Origin of the sequence: Pseudomonas sp. S12(2018) (genome assembly GCF_024355235.1) — a bacterium.
GTDB lineage: Bacteria > Pseudomonadota > Gammaproteobacteria > Pseudomonadales > Pseudomonadaceae > Aquipseudomonas > Aquipseudomonas palmensis.
Map to the genome: position 1 here is coordinate 638,072 of NZ_QLAD01000003.1, position 17,759 is coordinate 655,830.

Annotated in this window: 14 protein-coding genes and 2 pseudogenes; 12 read left to right on the forward strand and 4 right to left on the reverse strand. The window is 64.2% G+C overall.

Annotated features, from left to right (window positions below):
* Nucleotides 1-3: 3 nt before the first annotated feature.
* From paaB to DN388_RS10090, 11 genes and pseudogenes are all read left to right on the forward strand, one after another.
* Nucleotides 4-285, forward strand: coding sequence for a 1,2-phenylacetyl-CoA epoxidase subunit PaaB (gene paaB, locus DN388_RS10040; RefSeq protein ID WP_043863004.1), 282 nt, complete (start codon nt 4-6; stop codon nt 283-285).
* Nucleotides 286-293: 8 nt separating this feature from the next.
* Entirely contained in the window at nt 294-1,058 is a 765-nt protein-coding gene (gene paaC, locus DN388_RS10045; protein WP_254999414.1) for a 1,2-phenylacetyl-CoA epoxidase subunit PaaC, read from the forward strand.
* The gene (gene paaD / locus DN388_RS10050; RefSeq protein ID WP_054915435.1) at nt 1,045-1,578 is read left to right on the forward strand and encodes a 1,2-phenylacetyl-CoA epoxidase subunit PaaD; all 534 of its coding nucleotides are present in this window, start codon (nt 1,045-1,047) and stop codon (nt 1,576-1,578) included. The genes paaC and paaD overlap by 14 nt, the downstream gene beginning before the upstream one ends.
* 31 nt (nt 1,579-1,609) lie before the next feature.
* Nucleotides 1,610-2,686 (forward strand): 1,2-phenylacetyl-CoA epoxidase subunit PaaE, encoded by a 1,077-nt coding sequence (gene paaE / locus DN388_RS10055; protein ID WP_254999416.1) that lies wholly within the window; start codon nt 1,610-1,612, stop codon nt 2,684-2,686.
* A gap of 170 nt (nt 2,687-2,856) precedes the next feature.
* Nucleotides 2,857-3,165: a DUF485 domain-containing protein gene (locus DN388_RS10060; RefSeq protein ID WP_043863000.1), complete on the forward strand. Its 309-nt coding sequence runs from the start codon at nt 2,857-2,859 to the stop codon at nt 3,163-3,165.
* A pseudogene (locus DN388_RS10065) lies at nt 3,162-4,724 on the forward strand (cation acetate symporter); the annotation flags it as partial. The gene DN388_RS10060 and the pseudogene DN388_RS10065, both read left to right, overlap by 4 nt.
* A 31-nt stretch (nt 4,725-4,755) precedes the next feature.
* Nucleotides 4,756-5,997, forward strand: coding sequence for an OprD family porin (locus tag DN388_RS10070; protein ID WP_043862998.1), 1,242 nt, complete (start codon nt 4,756-4,758; stop codon nt 5,995-5,997).
* A gap of 32 nt (nt 5,998-6,029) precedes the next feature.
* Nucleotides 6,030-8,084: a phenylacetic acid degradation bifunctional protein PaaZ gene (paaZ, locus tag DN388_RS10075; RefSeq protein ID WP_254999420.1), complete on the forward strand. Its 2,055-nt coding sequence runs from the start codon at nt 6,030-6,032 to the stop codon at nt 8,082-8,084.
* A gap of 235 nt (nt 8,085-8,319) precedes the next feature.
* Nucleotides 8,320-10,413 carry a PQQ-dependent dehydrogenase, methanol/ethanol family gene (locus DN388_RS10080; protein WP_054915430.1) on the forward strand — a complete coding sequence of 698 codons (2,094 nt, stop codon included), beginning with the start codon at nt 8,320-8,322 and terminating at the stop codon, nt 10,411-10,413.
* Nucleotides 10,414-10,501: 88 nt separating this feature from the next.
* Nucleotides 10,502-11,368 carry a transporter gene (locus tag DN388_RS10085; RefSeq protein ID WP_043862995.1) on the forward strand — a complete coding sequence of 289 codons (867 nt, stop codon included), beginning with the start codon at nt 10,502-10,504 and terminating at the stop codon, nt 11,366-11,368.
* Between the two features lie 128 nt (nt 11,369-11,496).
* Nucleotides 11,497-11,886, forward strand: coding sequence for a hypothetical protein (locus DN388_RS10090; protein ID WP_147303882.1), 390 nt, complete (start codon nt 11,497-11,499; stop codon nt 11,884-11,886).
* 95 nt (nt 11,887-11,981) lie between these two features.
* On the opposite strand, the gene DN388_RS10095 is transcribed toward DN388_RS10090, so the two are convergent.
* On the reverse strand, nt 11,982-13,229 hold the full coding sequence (locus tag DN388_RS10095) for an MFS transporter (protein WP_254999424.1): 1,248 nt from the start codon (nt 13,227-13,229) through the stop codon (nt 11,982-11,984).
* Between the two features lie 103 nt (nt 13,230-13,332).
* Here DN388_RS10095 and DN388_RS10100 point away from each other — a divergent pair, with 103 nt between their 5' ends.
* Nucleotides 13,333-14,301, forward strand: a complete 969-nt coding sequence (locus tag DN388_RS10100) for an AraC family transcriptional regulator (protein WP_043862992.1) — start codon at nt 13,333-13,335, stop codon at nt 14,299-14,301.
* Nucleotides 14,302-14,427: 126 nt separating this feature from the next.
* Here DN388_RS10100 and DN388_RS10105 read toward each other — a convergent pair whose 3' ends face one another.
* From DN388_RS10105 to DN388_RS10115, 3 genes and pseudogenes are all read right to left on the reverse strand, one after another.
* Nucleotides 14,428-14,736 (reverse strand): DUF3077 domain-containing protein, encoded by a 309-nt coding sequence (locus DN388_RS10105; RefSeq protein WP_058541125.1) that lies wholly within the window; start codon nt 14,734-14,736, stop codon nt 14,428-14,430.
* Nucleotides 14,737-15,156: 420 nt separating this feature from the next.
* On the reverse strand, nt 15,157-15,789 hold the full coding sequence (locus DN388_RS10110; protein WP_054915425.1) for a hypothetical protein: 633 nt from the start codon (nt 15,787-15,789) through the stop codon (nt 15,157-15,159).
* Between the two features lie 810 nt (nt 15,790-16,599).
* Nucleotides 16,600-17,730, reverse strand: a pseudogene (locus DN388_RS10115) (PepSY-associated TM helix domain-containing protein); the annotation flags it as partial.
* Nucleotides 17,731-17,759 lie beyond the last annotated feature (29 nt).

The window sequence follows — 17,759 nt, forward strand, 5'->3', positions numbered from 1 at the left end:
ACGATGTCTGTCTGGACCCTCTACGAAGTGTTCGTGCGCAGCAAGCACGGCCTGAACCACAAGCATGTAGGCAGTGTGCATGCCGCCGACGACGCCATGGCCATCGAGAACGCCCGCGAGCTGTACACCCGCCGCAGCGAAGGCGTAAGCCTGTGGGTGGTGCCCTCGGCGCTGATCGTGGCCTCCTCGCCGGACGAGAAGGACCCGCTGTTCGACCCGGCCGACGACAAGGTCTACCGGCACGCCAGCTTCTACGAGCTGCCCGACGAAGTCGGACACATGTGAGGTCGACCATGAACAGCACCCAAGACGATCTGATCCATTACCTGCTGCTGCTGGGCGACAGCGCCCTGATCCAGGGCCAGCGCCTGTGCGAGTGGTGTGGCAAGGCGCCGGCCATCGAGGAAGAGCTGGCGCTGATGAACGTCGGCCTGGACCTGGTGGGCCAGGCGCGCAACTGGCTGGACTACGCCGCCGAGCTGCTGGCCGACGGCCGCGATGCCGACGACCTGGCGTTTCGCCGCGACGAGCGCGCCTACCGCAACCTGCTGCTGGTGGAGCAGCCCAACGGCGATTTCGCCGTGACCATGGCCAAGCAGTTCCTGTTCGACGCCTGGCACCTGCAGGTGCTCAAGGGCCTGTGCGACTCCACCGACCTGCGCATCGCCGGCATCGCCGCCAAGGCGCTCAAGGAGGTCACCTACCACCTGCGTCGCTCCAGTGAATGGGTGCAGCGCCTGGGTGGCGGCACCGACGAAAGTCGCCGGCGCATGCTCGCGGCCATCACGCAGGTGTGGCGCTTCACCGTGGAGCTGGCCAGCGGCAGCGAGGCTGAAACCCGCCTGGCCGCAGCGGGCATCGGCGTCGACCCGGCGCAGGTCGGCGCGGCATGGCTACACCAGGTCGAGGCCACCTTCGCCTCGGTCGAACTGCCGCTGCCGCCTGCGGCCAGCCACTTCTACCTCAGCGGGCGTACCGGCATGCACACCGAGCACCTGGGCATCCTGCTGGCCGAAATGCAGTTTTTGCCACGGGCCTACCCCGATGCAACCTGGTGAGCTGATCGCCAGCGACCACGGTGCGCGGGCACTGCGGGCCGATGACCTGAGCCACGCCTGGACGGTGCTGGAGCAGGTGATGGACCCGGAAGTGCCGGTGGTCAGCGTGGTCGACCTCGGGATTGTGCGCGACCTGCACTGGCAGGCCGGCCACCTGCACCTTGTGGTCACGCCGACCTATTCGGGCTGCCCGGCCACCGAGGTGATCGAGGGCGATATCCGCCAGGCGCTGGAGCAGGCAGGGTTCGCCGCGCCGTGCCTGGAGCGGCGCCTGACGCCGGCCTGGAGCACCGACTGGATCACCGAGCAGGGGCGCGAGCGCCTGCGTGCCTATGGCATCGCGCCGCCCGTGGGCAGTGCCAGCAAGCGCAGCCTGCTGGGCGAAAGCCCGCAGGTGCTGTGCCCGGTGTGCGCCAGCAGCCACACCGAGCTGCTCAGCCAGTTCGGCTCCACGGCCTGCAAGGCCCTGTACCGGTGCCGCGAGTGCCTGGAACCTTTCGACTATTTCAAATGCATCTGAGCGCGCTGGCGCCGTGCAGCGGGAGAACAGCATGAGTCAATTTCACAGCCTGACCATCAAGGATGTGCGCGCCGAGACCCGCGATGCGGTGTCGATTGCCTTCGAAGTGCCGGCGCACCTGCAGGACGATTTCCGTTTCACCCAGGGCCAGTACCTGGTGATGCGCACGCAACTGGACGACGAGGAAGTGCGCCGTTCGTACTCGATCTGCAGCGGCGTGGAAGACGGCGAGCTGCGCGTGGCGATCAAGCGCGTGGCCGGCGGGCGCTTCTCGGCGTTTGCCAACGAGGTGCTCAAGGTCGGCCACAGCCTCGAAGTGATGCCGCCTTCGGGCAGCTTCCACGTGCCACTGGACCCGAACCGTCGCGGCAACTACCTGGCGGTGGCGGCGGGCAGCGGCATCACGCCGATCCTGTCGATCATCAAGACCACCCTGGAGCGCGAACCCGACAGCCGCTTCACCTTGCTCTACGGCAACCGCTCAAGCTCCGGCGCGCTGTTTCGCGACAAGCTCGAAGACCTGAAGAACCGCTACCTGCAACGCCTGAACCTGATCTTCGTGTTCAGCCGCGAGCAGCAGGACGTGGACCTGTACAACGGGCGCATCGACGCCGACAAGTGCGGTCAGCTGTTCTCGCGCTGGCTCGACCCCAGGGCGCTGGACGCCGCCTTCATCTGCGGCCCGCAGGCGATGACCGAGACCGTGCGCGCCAGCCTCAAGGCCAATGGCATGGCGGGGGAGAAGATCCATTTCGAGCTGTTTGCAGCGGCGGGCGACGAACGCAAGCGTGAAGCCCGCGAGGCGGCGCGCCAGCTGGACGCCGCCGTCAGCCAGATCACCGTGATCAGCGACGGTCGGGCGCTGGCCTTCGACCTGCCGCGCAACACCGTCAGCGTGCTGGATGCCGGCAATGCCATCGGCGCCGAGCTGCCGTACTCGTGCAAGGCCGGGGTGTGCTCGACCTGCAAGTGCAAGGTCATCGAAGGGGAGGTGGAGATGGACAGCAACCACGCCCTGGAGGACTACGAAGTGGCGGCGGGGTATGTGCTGTCGTGCCAGACGTACCCGGTCAGCGACAGGGTGGTGCTGGACTTCGATCAGGTCTGATACCGCGTCGACTCAATCGCGGGTCAAGCCCACTCCCACAGGTACAGCACCGGTCTTGAGGAGAGTGCAGACCCTGTGGGAGCGGGCTTGACCCGCGATGAGGCCCGCCTGAACACCGCAACACCTGTGTGCCCTGAAAACTAAAACAACAACACCAAGAGAGCGCCCCAATGACCCCCGAAGACATCGACAGCATCTGCAAGCACCCCGACTTCAAGCAACTGGTACGGCGCAAGCAGCGCCTGAACTGGTCGCTGACCCTGGCCATGCTGGTCATCTACTACGGCTTCGTGCTGCTGGTGGCGTTCTCCCCCAGCACCCTGGGGCAATCGCTCAGCGGCGGCGTGACCACCGTCGGCATGCTGGTCGGCGTACTGGTGGTGCTGGTGTCCTTCGGCCTCACCGGGATCTACGTGTACCGCGCCAACAACGTGCTCGACCCGCTCAACGACAAGGTCCGCCAGGAGTGCGCGAAATGAACTGGACAGCCATCAGCATGTTCCTGCTGTTCGTCGTGTTCACCCTGGGTATCACCCGCTGGGCCGCACAGCGCACCCGTTCGGCCAGTGACTTCTACACCGCAGGCGGCGGCCTCACCGGCTTTCAGAACGGCCTGGCCATCGCCGGCGACATGATCAGCGCCGCCTCGTTCCTGGGCATCTCCGCGATGATGTTCCTCAACGGCTATGACGGCCTGCTGTACGCCCTGGGCGTGCTGGCCGGCTGGCCGATCATCCTGTTCCTGATTGCCGAGCGCCTGCGCAACCTGGGCAAGTACACCTTCGCCGACGTGGTGTCGTACCGCCTGGACCAGACCCCGGTGCGCCTGACCTCGGCCCTGGGCACCCTGACCGTGGCACTGATGTACCTGGTGGCGCAGATGGTCGGCGCCGGCAAGCTGATCGAGCTGCTGTTCGGCATCAGCTACCTGTATGCGGTGATGCTGGTGGGCGTGCTGATGGTGTTCTACGTGACCTTCGGCGGCATGCTCGCCACCACCTGGGTACAGATCATCAAGGCCGTGCTGCTGCTCTCGGGCACCAGCTTCATGGCGTTCATGGTGCTCAAGCACTTTGGTTTCAGCACCGAGGCGATGTTCAGCGCCGCCACCGAGGTGCACGCCAAGGGCACCGCGATCATGGCCCCGGGCGGGCTGCTGTCCAACCCCATCGATGCGATTTCCCTGGGCCTGGGCATGATGTTCGGCACCGCCGGGCTGCCGCATATCCTGATGCGCTTCTTCACCGTGAGTGACGCCAAGCAAGCGCGCAAGAGCGTGTTCTACGCCACCGGCTTCATCGGCTACTTCTACCTGCTGCTGATCATGGTGGGCTTCGGCGCCATCGTGATGGTCGGCACCGACGCAAGCTACCGCGACGTCAACGGCGCGATCATCGGCGGCGGCAACATGATCGCCGTGCACCTGGCCCAGGCCGTGGGCGGCAACCTGTTCCTGGGCTTCATCTCGGCCGTGGCCTTCGCCACCATACTGGCGGTGGTGGCCGGGCTGGCGTTGTCCGGCGCCTCGGCGGTGTCCCACGACCTGTACGCCTGCGTGATCCGCAAGGGCCAGGCCACCGAGAAGCAAGAGATGCGCGTGTCGCGCATCGCCACCCTGGCCATCGGCGTGCTGGCGATCATCCTGGGCCTGATGTTCGAGTCGCAGAACATCGCGTTCCTGTCCGGGCTGGTGCTGGCGATTGCCGCCTCGGTGAATTTCCCGGTGCTGTTCCTCTCGATGTACTGGAAGGGCCTGACCACCCGTGGCGCGGTGATCGGCAGCATGAGCGGGCTGGTCTCGGCCATCGTGCTGCTGGTGCTCAGCCCGGCGGTGTGGGTCAACGTGCTGCACAACGAAACGGCGCTGTTCCCCTACAGCAACCCGGCGCTGTTCTCCATGAGCCTGGCGTTCCTGGGCGCCTGGGTGTTCTCGGTCACTGACACCTCGGAGCGGGCAGCGCAGGAACGCGGCCGCTACCTGGCGCAGTTCATCCGCTCGATGACCGGCATCGGTGCCGCAGGCGCAAGCAAACACTAATAAACCAAAACGATTGTCGGGTATAAAAATAATGAACCACATTCGCTTCATGCCGGCTTCGCTGCTGGCCGGCTTTGCCTTGCCCCTGGTCGCCGCGCCGGCCCTGGCCGACTTCATCGACGACAGCCATGCCAAGGTCGAGTTGCGCAACCACTACATCAATCGCGATTTTCGCCAGAGCAACGCGCCGCAATCCAAGGCCGAGGAGTGGGCCCAGGGCTTTACCGTGAAGTTCGAGTCCGGCTTCACCGATGGCCCGATCGGGGTAGGCGTCGACGCCATGGGGCAACTGGGCATCAAGCTCGACTCCAGCCGTGATCGGCGCGGCACCGGGCTGCTGCCGTTCGGGCCCGACAGCCTGGAACCGGCCGACGACTACAGCGAGCTGGGCCTGACCGCCAAGCTGCGCGCCTCAAAGAGCGTGCTGCGCCTGGGTACCTTGCAGCCGATCCTGCCGGTGGTGGTGTACAACGACACCCGCCTGCTGGCCGCAAGCTTTCAGGGTGGCCTGCTGACCAGCCAGGAGATCGACGGCCTGACGTTCAACGCCGGGCGGCTGACCAAGGCCAACCTGCGCGATTCCTCCAGCCGCGACGACATCGGCTACGGCGCGGCCAGCAGCGACCGCTTCGATTTTGGTGGCGGCACCTATGCCTTCACCCCGCAACTGAACCTGACCTACTACTACGCCAAGCTCGACCAGATCTACCGTCAGCAGTTCGTCGGCCTGGTGCACACCCAACCGCTGGGCGAGGGCCTGAGCCTGCGCAGCGACCTGCGCTATTTCGACAGCCGTGGCGACGGCGCCGAGCGGGCAGGGCGCATCGACAACCGCAACTTCAATGGCATGTTCACCCTGGCCAGCGGCGCGCACAAGGTCAGTGCCACCTTCCAGCAGATGTCGGGCGACAGCGCCTTCCCGTTCCTCAACGGCGGCGACCCGTACACCGTCAACCTGGTGACCTACAACACCTACACCCGCGCCGGGCTCGACTCCTGGCAACTGCGCTACGACTACGACTTCGTCGCCCTGGGCATTCCGGGCCTGAGCTTCATGACCCGCTACACCGACGGGCGTCATGCCAGGACCGCGACCGTGGACAACGGCCGCGAGCGCGAACGCGACACCGACATCACCTACGTGGTGCAGAGCGGCCCGTTGAAAAACGTCAGCCTGCGCTGGCGCAACGTCACCTTCCGCTCAGGCAACGGCTTGACCAACAGCCTGGACGAGAACCGCCTGATCATCGGCTACACCCTGGCGCTGTGGTAAGCGCGCCCCTTAAAAGAACCGGAGGACACCTCATGTCTGTTGCCCCAACCTTGCAAAGCTTCATCGCCGGCCGCTGGCTCGGCCAGCATGGCGCGCAGCCGCTGCGCAGCGCCCTGGACGGGCACGTATTGGCGTACAGCCATGAAGAGCGGCCCGACTTTGCCGAAGCCATCGAGCATGCGCGCCGTGAGGGCCTGCGCAGCCTGATGGCGATGGACTTCCAGCAGCGTGCCGCGCGGCTCAAGGCCCTGGCGCTGTACCTGGCCGAGCGCAAGGAACAGCTCTACGCACTGTCCCACCACAGCGGCGCAACCCGCGCCGACAGCTGGATCGACATCGAGGGCGGCAACGCCACGCTGTTCGCCTATGCCGGCATCGGCAGCCGCGAACTGCCCTCGGGCAACCTGCTGCACGAAGGCCCGGCCATCCCGCTGGGCAAGCAGGGCACCTTCGCCGGCAGCCACATCCTGGTGCCGCGTGCGGGGCTTGCGGTGCACATCAACGCGTTCAACTTCCCGATCTGGGGCATGCTCGAAAAGTTCGCGCCGACCTTTCTGGCCGGCATGCCGTGCATCGTCAAGCCGGCCACCTCCACCAGCTACCTGACCGAGGCGGTGGTGCGCCTGATGGATGAGTCCGGCCTGCTGCCGGCCGGCAGCCTGCAGTTGGTGGTGGGCAGTACCGGCGACCTGCTCGACCGCCTGCAAGGCCAGGACGTGGTGACCTTTACCGGTTCTGCCGACACCGCGGCCAAGCTGCGGGTGACCCCGAACCTGATCCGCCACTCGGTGCCGTTCACCGCCGAGGCCGACTCGCTCAACTGCGCGATCCTGGGCCCGGACGTGAAGCCGGACGATGCCGAGTTCGACCTGTACATCAAGGAAGTGGTGCGCGAGATGACCACCAAGGCGGGGCAGAAGTGCACCGCCATCCGCCGCGCCATCGTGCCGGCCAAGCACCTGGACGCCGTGGCCACGCGCCTGCGCGAGCGCCTGAGCAAGGTGGTGGTGGGCGACCCGTCGGTGGAGGGCGTGCGCATGGGCGCGCTGGCTTCCCATGACCAGCAGCGCGACGTGGGCGAGCGGGTGCGCAGCCTGCTGCAGAGCTGCGACCAGCTGTTCGGTGCCAGCGATGGTTTCGAGCCACGGGGCGAGGGCGTGGGCGAAGGGGCGTTCTTTGCGCCGACCCTGCTGCAGGCACGCGACCCGCATGCCGACGGCGGTGCCCACGACATCGAGGCCTTCGGCCCGGTGAGCACGCTGATGGCCTACGACGACCTGGACGAAGCGCTGGCGCTGGCCGCGCGCGGCAAGGGCAGCCTGGTGGCCAGCCTGGTGACCGCCGACCGCGAGGTGGCAGCCAAGGCCATTCCGGTGGCTGCAGCCTGGCACGGTCGGTTGCTGATCCTCGACAGCGAGGCGGCGGCGGAGTCCACCGGGCACGGTTCGCCCTTGCCGCAGCTCAAGCACGGCGGCCCTGGGCGTGCCGGTGGCGGCGAAGAGCTGGGCGGGCTGCGGGCGGTCAAGCACTACCTGCAGCGTGCGGCAGTGCAGGGTTCGCCGAGCATGCTGATGGCGGTGACCGGCGAGTATGTGCGCGGTGCCCAGGTGTACGAGAGCGAGGTGCACCCGTTCCGTCGTCACTTCGAAGAGCTGCGCATCGGCGAGTCGCTGCTGACCCATCGGCGTACCGTGACCGAGGCGGACCTGGTGAACTTCGGCTGCTTGTCGGGGGATCATTTCTACATGCACTTCGACGACATTGCGGCCAGGCAGTCGCAGTTCGGCAAGCGCATTGCGCATGGCTACTTCGTGCTGTCGGCGGCGGCGGGGCTGTTCGTGTCGCCGGGCGAGGGGCCGGTGCTGGCCAACTATGGCCTGGACACCCTGCGTTTCATCAGCCCGGTGGGCATTGGCGACACCATCCAGGCGCGCCTGACCTGCAAGCGCAAGATCGATCAGGGCAAATCCAGCCCGCTGGGCCAGCCGCAAGGGGTGGTGGCGTGGGATGTGGAAGTGACCAACCAGCTGGGTGAACTGGTGGCCAGCTACGACATCCTGACACTGGTGCTCAAGCGCCCGGTGTAACGCCGAGCGCTGCGCGCTCGATCGCGGGTCAAGCCCGCTCCCACAAGGATTATCGCCATCCCTGTGGGAGCGGGCTTGACCCGCGATGGGCTACGCAGCAGCCTCCGCAATATGGCACGCACACAAAAATACCTGGCACACACGCAAGCGCTTTACCCCCTCCGACTTTGCTCTAATCCCGTCATGGCCTGCCACGCCACTCATTGATCCACCCAGAACGGGATAACAATAAAAAATGAAACGCTTGATGCCGCTTGCCGTGCTCTACGTGTCAACGCTCGCCCATGCCGGCACGCCCGGCAACATCGACGCCAACCGACTGCTCAACGCCAACCAGGACGCCGCCAACTGGCTCGCCCACGGGCGTACCTACGACGAACAACGCTTCAGCCCGCTGACCCGCATCAACGACCAGAACGTCGCCGGGCTTGGCCTGGCCTGGACGCAGAAGCTCGACATCGATCGCGGTACCGAAGCCACCCCCATCGTGGTCGACGGCGTGATGTACACCACCGGTGCCTTCAGCATCGTGTATGCCTTCGACGCCGCCAGCGGCAAGCCGCTGTGGAAGTACGACCCCAAGATCCCCATGGAGAAACTCAGCCAGGGCTGCTGCGACGTGGTCAACCGCGGTGTGGCCGTGTGGCAGGGCAAGGTCTACGTGGGCAGCTTCGATGGGCGCCTGATCGCCCTCGATGCGGCCACCGGCAAGGAGGTGTGGAGCGTCGACACCGTTCTGGACCCCAACAAGAGCTACACCATCACCGGCGCCCCGCGCATTGTCAAAGGCAAGGTGCTGATCGGCAACGGCGGCGCCGAGTTCGGCGTGCGCGGCTATATCACCGCCTACGATGCCGATACCGGCAAGCAGGCCTGGCGCTTCTTCACCGTGCCCGGCGACCCGGCGCTGCCACCGGAAAACGAGGCCATGGCCAAGGCCATGAAAACCTGGAAGGGCAATGGCTGGGTCAAGTGGGGCGGTGGCGGCACCGTGTGGGACTCGATGTCCTACGACCCCGAACTCGACCTGCTGTACGTGGGCACCGGCAACGGCTCGCCGTGGAACTACCAGTTCCGCAGCCAGGGCGAGGGCGACAACCTGTACCTGTCGTCGATCGTCGCGCTGCGCCCGGAAACCGGCGAGTACGTGTGGCACTTCCAGGTGACGCCCGGCGATCGCTGGGACTTCACCGCCACCCAGCAGATCGTGCTGGCCGACATCCAGATCGACGGCAAGACCCGCAAGGTGCTGATGCAGGCACCCAAGAACGGTTTCTTCTACGTGATCGACCGCACCAACGGCGAGTTCATCTCGGGCAACAACTTCGTGCAGGTGAACTGGGCCAGCGGCCTGGACCCCAAGACCGGGCGCCCCATCCTCACCGACCAGGCCGACTACGCCAAGGCGCCGAAGGTGATACAGCCAAGCTTCCTCGGCGGCCACAGCTGGCACCCGATGTCGTACAACCCCAACACCGGCTATGTGTACATCCCGGCCCAGGACACCGTGGCCGAACTCAAGGCCGCCGACAAGCCACTGTTCCTGCCGACCAAGTCGGTGGTGAACTTCGGCCTGGACGTGCCCGACCTGCCGGAAGACCCGAAGGTGTTCAACCAGATCCGCAGCGCCTGGCGCGGGCACCTGATTGCCTGGGACCCGGTCAAACAGCAGGCCGCCTGGACCCACGACTATGTCGAGTCCGGCAACGGCGGCACCCTCAGCACCGCCGGCAACCTGGTGTTCCAGGGCACCTCGGACGGCCGCGTCATGGCCTTCAGCGCCGACAAGGGCAAGCAGCTGTGGGAGCACCGCGCCAACTCCGGCGTGCTCGGCGGGCCGGTCACCTATGAGGTCAAGGGCGAGCAGTACGTGGCGTTCATGGCCGGCTGGGGCGGCATCATGCCGCTGATCGCAGGCGGCCTGACCGACAAGGGCAAGGTGCAACCCGAATCCCGCGTGCTGGTGTTCAAGCTTGGCGCCAAGGGCGAACTGCCGCCGCCGCGCAAGGCCCCGGTGCTGCCACCGCAGGTGCCCGCGCTGACCGCTTCGGCGGATGAAATCGCCCAGGGCCGCACCCTGTTCAACGGCATGTGCGGCGCCTGCCACGGCCTCAACGCCGCCAGCGGCGGGGTGATCCCCGACCTGCGCTACCTGAGCCCGGACAAGCACCAGGCCTTCGTCGGCATCGTCAGCGGTGCGTTCATGAGCAAGGGCATGCCGAGCTTTGCCGGGGTGCTGGACATGCCGCAGATGCAACTGATCCAGCAATACATCATCAAGCGCAGCCTTGACCTGCGCGCCGCCGCCGACGCCACTGCGGCGCAGTAAGCCACCCCTCGACCCCGCTCGCCAGGCGTGCGAGCGGGGCAGCCTCAACCCGTTCCAATAACAATTAACCGGTAGACAGGTGATCCCCATGAAAGCGCTTTTGCACAAAGGCGGCGCATTGCCGTGCTCGCTGTTCCTTGCCCTGTGCGCCAGCCCCGCGCTGGCCGATGTACGCCCCGACTCCGGCGACTATGCCGCGCTGCCACCGGGCACCGACCTGGCCTTGCTGTACCAGCAGAACCCGCGCATCGACCGCTCGTATATGGGCGGCAAGCGCGCCGCCGACAACCTCGACCTGGACCTGACCGTGGGCGTGCTGCGTCTGGTGCACTTCACCGAGTTCTTCAACACCGGCCTGATCTGGGACCCGCAGATCATCATCCCCTACGGCCATCAGGAAATCGGCGCCACCGGCCAGAAGAACAGCGGCCTGGGCGACATCACCTTCGGCGCCACGGTGTGGAGCCTGGCCGACATGGAACGCAACCGCCACCTGGGCTGGTCGCTGTTCGTCACCGCGCCCACCGGCGCCGACAAGAACCAGGGCTTTGCCCTGAGCGGCAACCGCTGGGCGGCGGACTTCCAGGTGGGCTATGTGCACGGCTTCAACGAACGCTGGACGTGGGACGTGATCGCCGAGACCGAGTTCTACCAGGAGCAGCGCGACACCGGTGCGCACCGTGACCCGCTGATCCAGCTGCACAACCACCTGCGCTACAACTTCACCCCGGCCACCTCGGTGGCGCTGTCGTACCGGCACAACTGGGGCTCGCGCGAGACGCTGGACGGGCAGACCCTGGAAACCAGCCACAACAACGGCACGGTCGGCCTGTCGGCGACCACCATGCTGGGCAAGCAGTGGCAGGTAATGGGGCAGTACTGGCGGGATGTGGACGTGCGTTCCGGGCCCATGACCGACCACTCGCTGCAGTTCAGGTTGGCGTATATCTACTGAGGCGAGCCTGACGCACACCGGGTGAGGGGCACCCGGTGTGGTCACACGCCATGGCCGGGCTTAGACTGCGTGGCTTGGGCCTGTCAGTCGCCACGCGCGGGGCCGGACACTTGAACTGTGACGTGAACATGAAGCTCAAACTGTGCCTGCTGCTGCTTGTCTGCCCACCGCTGTTGGCCCAGGAGTTCGCCTGCCAACTGGGTGGCAAGATCGTTCCCGTTGCCGAGTATCGGCAGCCGACCCCTGTCTTCACCCGGCTGAAAAATGACGGGCATCCGATGACGGCCTTCGGCTTTTCAATTGCGCACAGTCAGGTGCTGGGGGCCGACAAAGCCACGCGTGACTATTGCCAGTCGCTGATCGCAACAACGCGCACCGTGCTGTTGTCAGGTCAGTACCCGGCTGATCACTTTCACCCGGGCCAGACCCTGTCGCTCAAGCATGTGCATCGCGACCGCCATGTCTGGCCTTACTGGCCAGACTATTACTGGCTCGCAGATAGCCCCCGGGGCCGCTGACCGATTCTTCGCTGCCGTGTCGCCTGGCGTGTATCGACCAAGGGGAGGGCGGCGCGCAAGGCGCTATCGCGGATCGGCGCCGCAGAGCTGAATCATCAGTGGCGTGCCGACCGGTTCAGCACAGCGGCCTCTACCGAAGGAACTCGCACCCGCAGTGCAATCAGCACCGCGGCAAGCAGCATCAGCACCGCCGCCGCCACGAATACGCCTGCGCTGCCACCGAGGCTGAACATTGCCCCACCCGCGGCTGCGCCTGTGGCGATGGCCGACTGTACCGACGCTACCACCATGCCCCCGGCGCTTTCCGCCTGGTCAGGGACCGCGTTGGCGACCCAGTTCGACCACGCCACCGGCACACCGCCAAAGGCCAGGCCCCACACCGCCAGCAGTACGGCCTGCCCTGGCACCGACGCCGGCAACAGGACCAGCGCCAGTGCCGCAACGCCCACCAGCGCGGGCATCGACACCAGGGTGGCCAACGGGTGGCGAGCAAGCATCCACCCGGCCACCAGGGTGCCGACAAAGTTCGCCACACCAAAACCCAGCAGCATCAGCGACAGCCCCTGCGGGCCAATGCCGGTCGTGCCTTCGAGCAATGGCCGAACATACGTGAACATCGCGAAGTGGCCGCTGTGCACCAGCACACAACCGAACATCCCCATGGCAATGCCTGGGCGCAGCAATACTTCAAGCACTGTGCGCAGGCGTGCCGGGCGGCGCGGCGCAAGGCTCGGCAGCGTGATTGACTGGAACGCCAGGGTCACCACCCCCACCGCCGCCGCTGCAAAGAACGCGCTGCGCCAGCCATATAGCCCACCCAGATAACTACCCAGCGGGACCGCAACCACCGTCCCGACGGCGATGCCACTGAAAATGATCGAGAGCGCTCGCGGCAACAGCGCCCCCGGCACCAAACGCATCGCCACCGCCGCCGCCATGCTCCAGAACCCGCCAAGCGCAATGCCCAGCAAGATACGCATCAACAACAGCACCACGAAACTGGAGGAAACGGCGACCAACAGATTGGACGCGATCATCAACGTGGAAAAAACCAGCAACACCCAGCGGCGATCGATACTGCGAGTCAGGCCTGGCACCAACAGGCCGGCGAACAGCGCCACCACGGCTGTCACCGTTACCGCCTGGCCAGCCAGCGCTTCGGATACCCCCAGCTCGGTCGCCATTGGCGTCAACAGGCTGGCCGGAAGGTACTCCGCAGTCAGCAAGCCGAACACGCCCATGGCCAGCGAGAACACGGCCATCCACGCGGGGGTTGCAGGTTCTGCATCCGGCCCGGCGCCGGGACGGCTGTCGGGTACGGCATTGCAAACAAGGTCAGTCATTGCACGGATCTCCCAATCTTCAATTGCGACCCGCAGTCTAGGCGCGAGAATCCGGATGATCTATGATCGAAAAACTCGATTTTTTGACCAGAACACCTGAATCATGCCGACGGACCCCTCTGCCTTCTCTTCCGATCTCATCAACGAGCTGTTGCGCGGCATGCGCCTGCGCGGTGTCGACTACCGGCGTATCCAGGCGGGCCCGGCCTTCGGCTTGGGCTTCGCTGCCAAACCCGGGCATGCCTGGTTCCACTTCCTGGCGGTCGGCAACGCGGTGCTGCGCATGGAAGACGGCACAACCTATGCGCTGTGCGCCGGTAACGCCGTCTTCATCTCCCATGGCGCGGCCCATCAATTGCTCTCGGATACACACGTGCCCGTGCAGCAAATCGACCTTCTGGACGGCGAGCCGCTGGGCGACGCCGTCAGCGCGGTGGACACCGGAACCGATGTCGGTGCCATGCCGACCACGCTTTTGTTCAGTGGCTGCATGGAGTTCGAATTGGGCAGCCTGCATGGCCTTGGCAAGCTGATGCCGGGCCTGATGCTGATTGATGCCGGCGGCCAGCGTTACCCCGGGCTGGTGCCGATTCTCACCACCATGGAGCGCGAGGTCAGCGCCGCACGCATCGGCTTCGCCGGCATCCTCGCGCGGTTGGCCGACGTGGTCGCCGCCATGGTCGTTCGAGGTTGGGTCGAGTGCGCCTGCGGTAACGCCTCTGGCCTGGTTGCCGCCCTGCGCGATCCGCGCCTGGCTGGTGCACTGCTGGCGCTGCATCAACAGCCGGGCCGCGACTGGACCGTCGAGCAGTTGGCGGAGCAATGCAATACGTCCCGCTCGGTCTTTGCGGAGCGTTTTCAATTGACGATTGGCATGACCCCGCTGCGCTACGTCACCGAAGTGCGAATGCGGCTTGCCAGCCAGTGGCTGACGCTGGAAAGGTTGCCGATTGAAGAGGTCGCGCAGCGTTTGGGCTATACGTCTCAGGCGGCGTTCAGTCGGGCGTTCAAGCGTGTTACGGGTAAGACGCCTGGGTTGAGTCGCAGGTTAAGGCAGTCGGCTGCCGTCTGAAGCTGAGTGGGATGGGCGAGTGGGCCATCTTGGGCGGCCTTGGCACTATTTGAGACAAGGCCGAACGCGGTCGCTCGCACCTCTTTGCTTTCGATAGGCCGCGTGTGCGGCCCGTGTGTTGCGTCATCAGTTACTGACCGCTTTCGCCTCCATGCCATCAAGCACCGACTCGATCAATGCGTTGCTCAATTCCAGCGAATGTTGCGAGGCCATCAGCAGGCTTTTGAACTGCTCATCGGCGCGTTCGCAGGCTTGTGCGGTGGTGTCCCTTGCACACTGGATCATGATCGACAGGTAGACCAGCGCATCTTCGAGCTTGATGTCTTCGCGCACGGAAAACAGGGGAGGGTGATCGCCGTGGCAACAACCGAAGGAGGTGTAGGCGGGTTTGCGCGGGGTGTTGGGGAGTGGGGGATTCGGGACGAACTTAGCCATGTGGTGCTCCTTGATTAGTGGAGCCGACCCTGATTCGGATTCGGCGCTTTTTGCGCCTTGATTTATTTCAGGTGACCAAACCTGGACGCTGGGTTTACAGCGACCGGGCAAGGTTAAAGGGGTTGAGGTGGGGATTCAAGTTTCTGGTAGAGGGAAGGAGGAGGAGGCGTTCCCGTCTGAGTGCTGATGCATTCATTTTGACGATCTGGCTTGCTTTTGAATTTCAAAGGTTTGAGGCGCGCAGAGTGGCCTGCGCTTGAGGCTGACCAATACGTTGCAGTCTGTTGCGGCAGCTAGAGATTCTGGCCGTATGCGGTCTTGGGTGAAAGACCGCTAACAACCCATAGTAGCTTCACGAAGGGCCGCAATCGGCCAATGCCGCAGCAGTGGGCGCCGCAGCATGAGTGCGAAGACCTTTAATTACTCGACCTTGTTACCTGGCAATGGGGCCGTATGAATTTCGTCAAACATAGCGGTTGCCACTGAAGCAGCATAAACAATGTATTTCACATCACTTTCTTTGCTCTTGACTTCATAAATTTCACAAAGAAGGCTTTTGTTGTTCTTGGGCAACACTGCAGGCGACCAGGATGAAGGGCTCTTGAAGTTATACTCAGGGCCTTTGTACATTAAGGATTTTATGCCAACAACGGTGCGCTTGTATTTTTGTCTATCAGGCCTTTTGGAGTTTTCATAGTCGCCTATAAATGACCCTAAAGAACCGGAGACAACATCTATGCACTCCTTGTCTAGCGCGGTCTCATAATCAGCAGCCGCGTATGTTCCAACGCTGCCATGGTTGGAATAGAATTTTTGTCGGGGCGTCAATTTCTCTTCTGGCTGCTTGGGTTTATATTCATCACCCTCGAAATGGTATTCAATGTACCCTCGCGAAATATCCACCCTGTTGTATATTTTTCTCTTTTCTATCACGTCTTCAAAAGTGTACCAGCGATGCTCAATTAGTGTGTGCTCGACGTCTAGCCCGCTCGCCATCACTTTTAAAGAAAGCGCGGAGCCGAACAGGATATATGCAATGTTGATACTTTTCATGAGCTCGCCCAGGGCATGGTTTTTTTAAGTTTACTTGATTCTAGCCAGTGCACGGTAGAGTTGTAAATTTATCTAATGGCAAAATCAACCTCATCAATTGAATTGCCCCGCTTGTAGACGCGTCGTATGACCGCTTTTGGCCGATAGCTGCCACTCACAAACGACCGCTTTCGGCCAAAAGGAGCCAGTCGAAGGCCTCTAGGCTGTACAAAATCCCGAGAACCCAATAGACGCGCCTCATCTGCTGAGGTTTTGTAGAGCCCCCGCCACTCACGGAGACCCTGCCGCCTGCGCCTGCAACCACGCCACCGAAGCGGGCGACGCTTGGCTCAACGCAATCGAGCCCTGGTGCACCGAGCCGTCCCAGCCCTCCATCGTCACCCACAGCAGGGTATCCACCGGTGTCTTCGGGGATATCGGAATCGAGGTGCCCATGCTGTGCGGCGAACCAAAGAAGATCCCGCCCGCCGCGCGCAGGCTGCGGGGTTTGCCCACGCGCAGATAGGTCGCTTTCACTTCGCCGATGCAGGCCTCGCACAAGGCCGCGCTGAAACTCTTGATATACCCCGCCGGCCCTTCGTTGCGCGGCGGCTGGGCGCGAAACTCCGCCAGGCGCAGGCTCCACGGCCCGACCGTAACCTCACCGATCTCTCGCTCGCCGAGCCCCGCCTCACCCTTGAACAACGCCTGATCAGCGAAGTACCTGGGCAAAAATACCAGGGGCACCACCACCAGCACCACGTTCAGATGAAACCGCCATTTCAGCAAGTAGCGCCGCAGCGGCGAGCCACTCACCTCGATCGCCTTGCCTCGCTTGAGCGCAGCTGCAGTGGCCTGCAGCGTGCGCTTGCTCCAGATCAGCAGGCCGCTGAGCACCATCACGCTCAGTAGCAGGCCGAAGACAAACCACACCAGCTTCAGCCACAGCCCACCAAAGTCACCGGTATGCAGCGGGCGCATGGATTCGGTGACGAACTCCAGCGCGCGCCGATCCGACAGTGTGTAGGAGGTGATGACGCTGCCGTCGTACGGGTTCAGGTTCGCGCTCTGCTTCATCAGCGGATAGGCGCCACGCCCGCGCACCTGCAGGGTGTCATAGGCATTGCCCGGCAGCTTGATGAAGCTCGCCTTGAAGCCGGGCACCTGCGCCGAGAAATTCGCGATGGCCTGTTCCACGCTGATGCGCGCGGGTTGCTCGCCAGGTGCGGCCAGGGGCACCGTCTCCCTCGCGACAAGGCCAATGGCAGGCCGGCTGGAAATGGAGATGTGGTTGTCGGCCAGCACCGCCTGGATCAGAAACCAGAGGCCCGTGACCGAAATGATCGCGATGAACCAGATCGACCACACACCGCTCAGGCGATGGAAGTCGCCCCAGAAAATCCGCGCACCCTGGTTCAAGCGCAGGGTCGGTTTGAAAAAGGCCTTCCAGAAACGCTTGTAGACCACCAGCCCGGTCACCAGCGAGGCCAGCATCGGCAAGGCGAGCAATGACACCAGGTACCAGCCCCAGGGGTAGCCATTACCGAAGGGCACCAGCCACCAGCCGTGCAGCGCACGGGTGAAGCCGCGCACGTCGAACGCCGGGCTCACCCCCTGGATCTTGCCGGTGTACGGGTTCACATAGAGGTTGCGGGTGCTGTGGTCCGGTTGTACCACCTGGACCTGCAGGGCGAACGAGTCCTGGTCGGGACGCAGGATGTACTGCACGTCCAGGTCGGGGCGGTCGCGATGAATGGCCGCGAGGATCTGGTCGTAGTCGAGCCGGCGGGCGTCTTGCGTCGGCGGGTTGGCACGCATTTGCGGCTTTGCCAGCCATACCAGCTCCTGGCTGACGACTGCCAGGGTACCGGTGACGCAGACGAGCAGGGCAAAGCACCAGATCGGCAATGCCAGCCAGCTGTGGATCAGGAACCATAACTTGGAGCGCGATTTCTTGGACATGACTCAGCCGTCGTCAGGGGAGTGCAAGA

What these genes read in the sequence shown, in the direction of transcription:
- DN388_RS10100 (WP_043862992.1), top strand. Translation starts at nt 13,333, where the DNA reads ATGCCGACGGACCCCTCTGCCTTCTCTTCCGATCTCATCAACGAGCTG.
- paaB (WP_043863004.1), top strand. Translation starts at nt 4, where the DNA reads ATGTCTGTCTGGACCCTCTACGAAGTGTTCGTGCGCAGCAAGCACGGC.
- DN388_RS10085 (WP_043862995.1), top strand. Translation starts at nt 10,502, where the DNA reads ATGAAAGCGCTTTTGCACAAAGGCGGCGCATTGCCGTGCTCGCTGTTC.
- DN388_RS10080 (WP_054915430.1), top strand. Translation starts at nt 8,320, where the DNA reads ATGAAACGCTTGATGCCGCTTGCCGTGCTCTACGTGTCAACGCTCGCC.
- DN388_RS10110 (WP_054915425.1), bottom strand. Translation starts at nt 15,789, where the DNA reads ATGAAAAGTATCAACATTGCATATATCCTGTTCGGCTCCGCGCTTTCT.
- paaC (WP_254999414.1), top strand. Translation starts at nt 294, where the DNA reads ATGAACAGCACCCAAGACGATCTGATCCATTACCTGCTGCTGCTGGGC.
- DN388_RS10070 (WP_043862998.1), top strand. Translation starts at nt 4,756, where the DNA reads ATGAACCACATTCGCTTCATGCCGGCTTCGCTGCTGGCCGGCTTTGCC.
- paaD (WP_054915435.1), top strand. Translation starts at nt 1,045, where the DNA reads ATGCAACCTGGTGAGCTGATCGCCAGCGACCACGGTGCGCGGGCACTG.
- DN388_RS10095 (WP_254999424.1), bottom strand. Translation starts at nt 13,229, where the DNA reads ATGACTGACCTTGTTTGCAATGCCGTACCCGACAGCCGTCCCGGCGCC.
- paaZ (WP_254999420.1), top strand. Translation starts at nt 6,030, where the DNA reads ATGTCTGTTGCCCCAACCTTGCAAAGCTTCATCGCCGGCCGCTGGCTC.
- paaE (WP_254999416.1), top strand. Translation starts at nt 1,610, where the DNA reads ATGAGTCAATTTCACAGCCTGACCATCAAGGATGTGCGCGCCGAGACC.
- DN388_RS10105 (WP_058541125.1), bottom strand. Translation starts at nt 14,736, where the DNA reads ATGGCTAAGTTCGTCCCGAATCCCCCACTCCCCAACACCCCGCGCAAA.
- DN388_RS10060 (WP_043863000.1), top strand. Translation starts at nt 2,857, where the DNA reads ATGACCCCCGAAGACATCGACAGCATCTGCAAGCACCCCGACTTCAAG.
- DN388_RS10090 (WP_147303882.1), top strand. Translation starts at nt 11,497, where the DNA reads ATGAAGCTCAAACTGTGCCTGCTGCTGCTTGTCTGCCCACCGCTGTTG.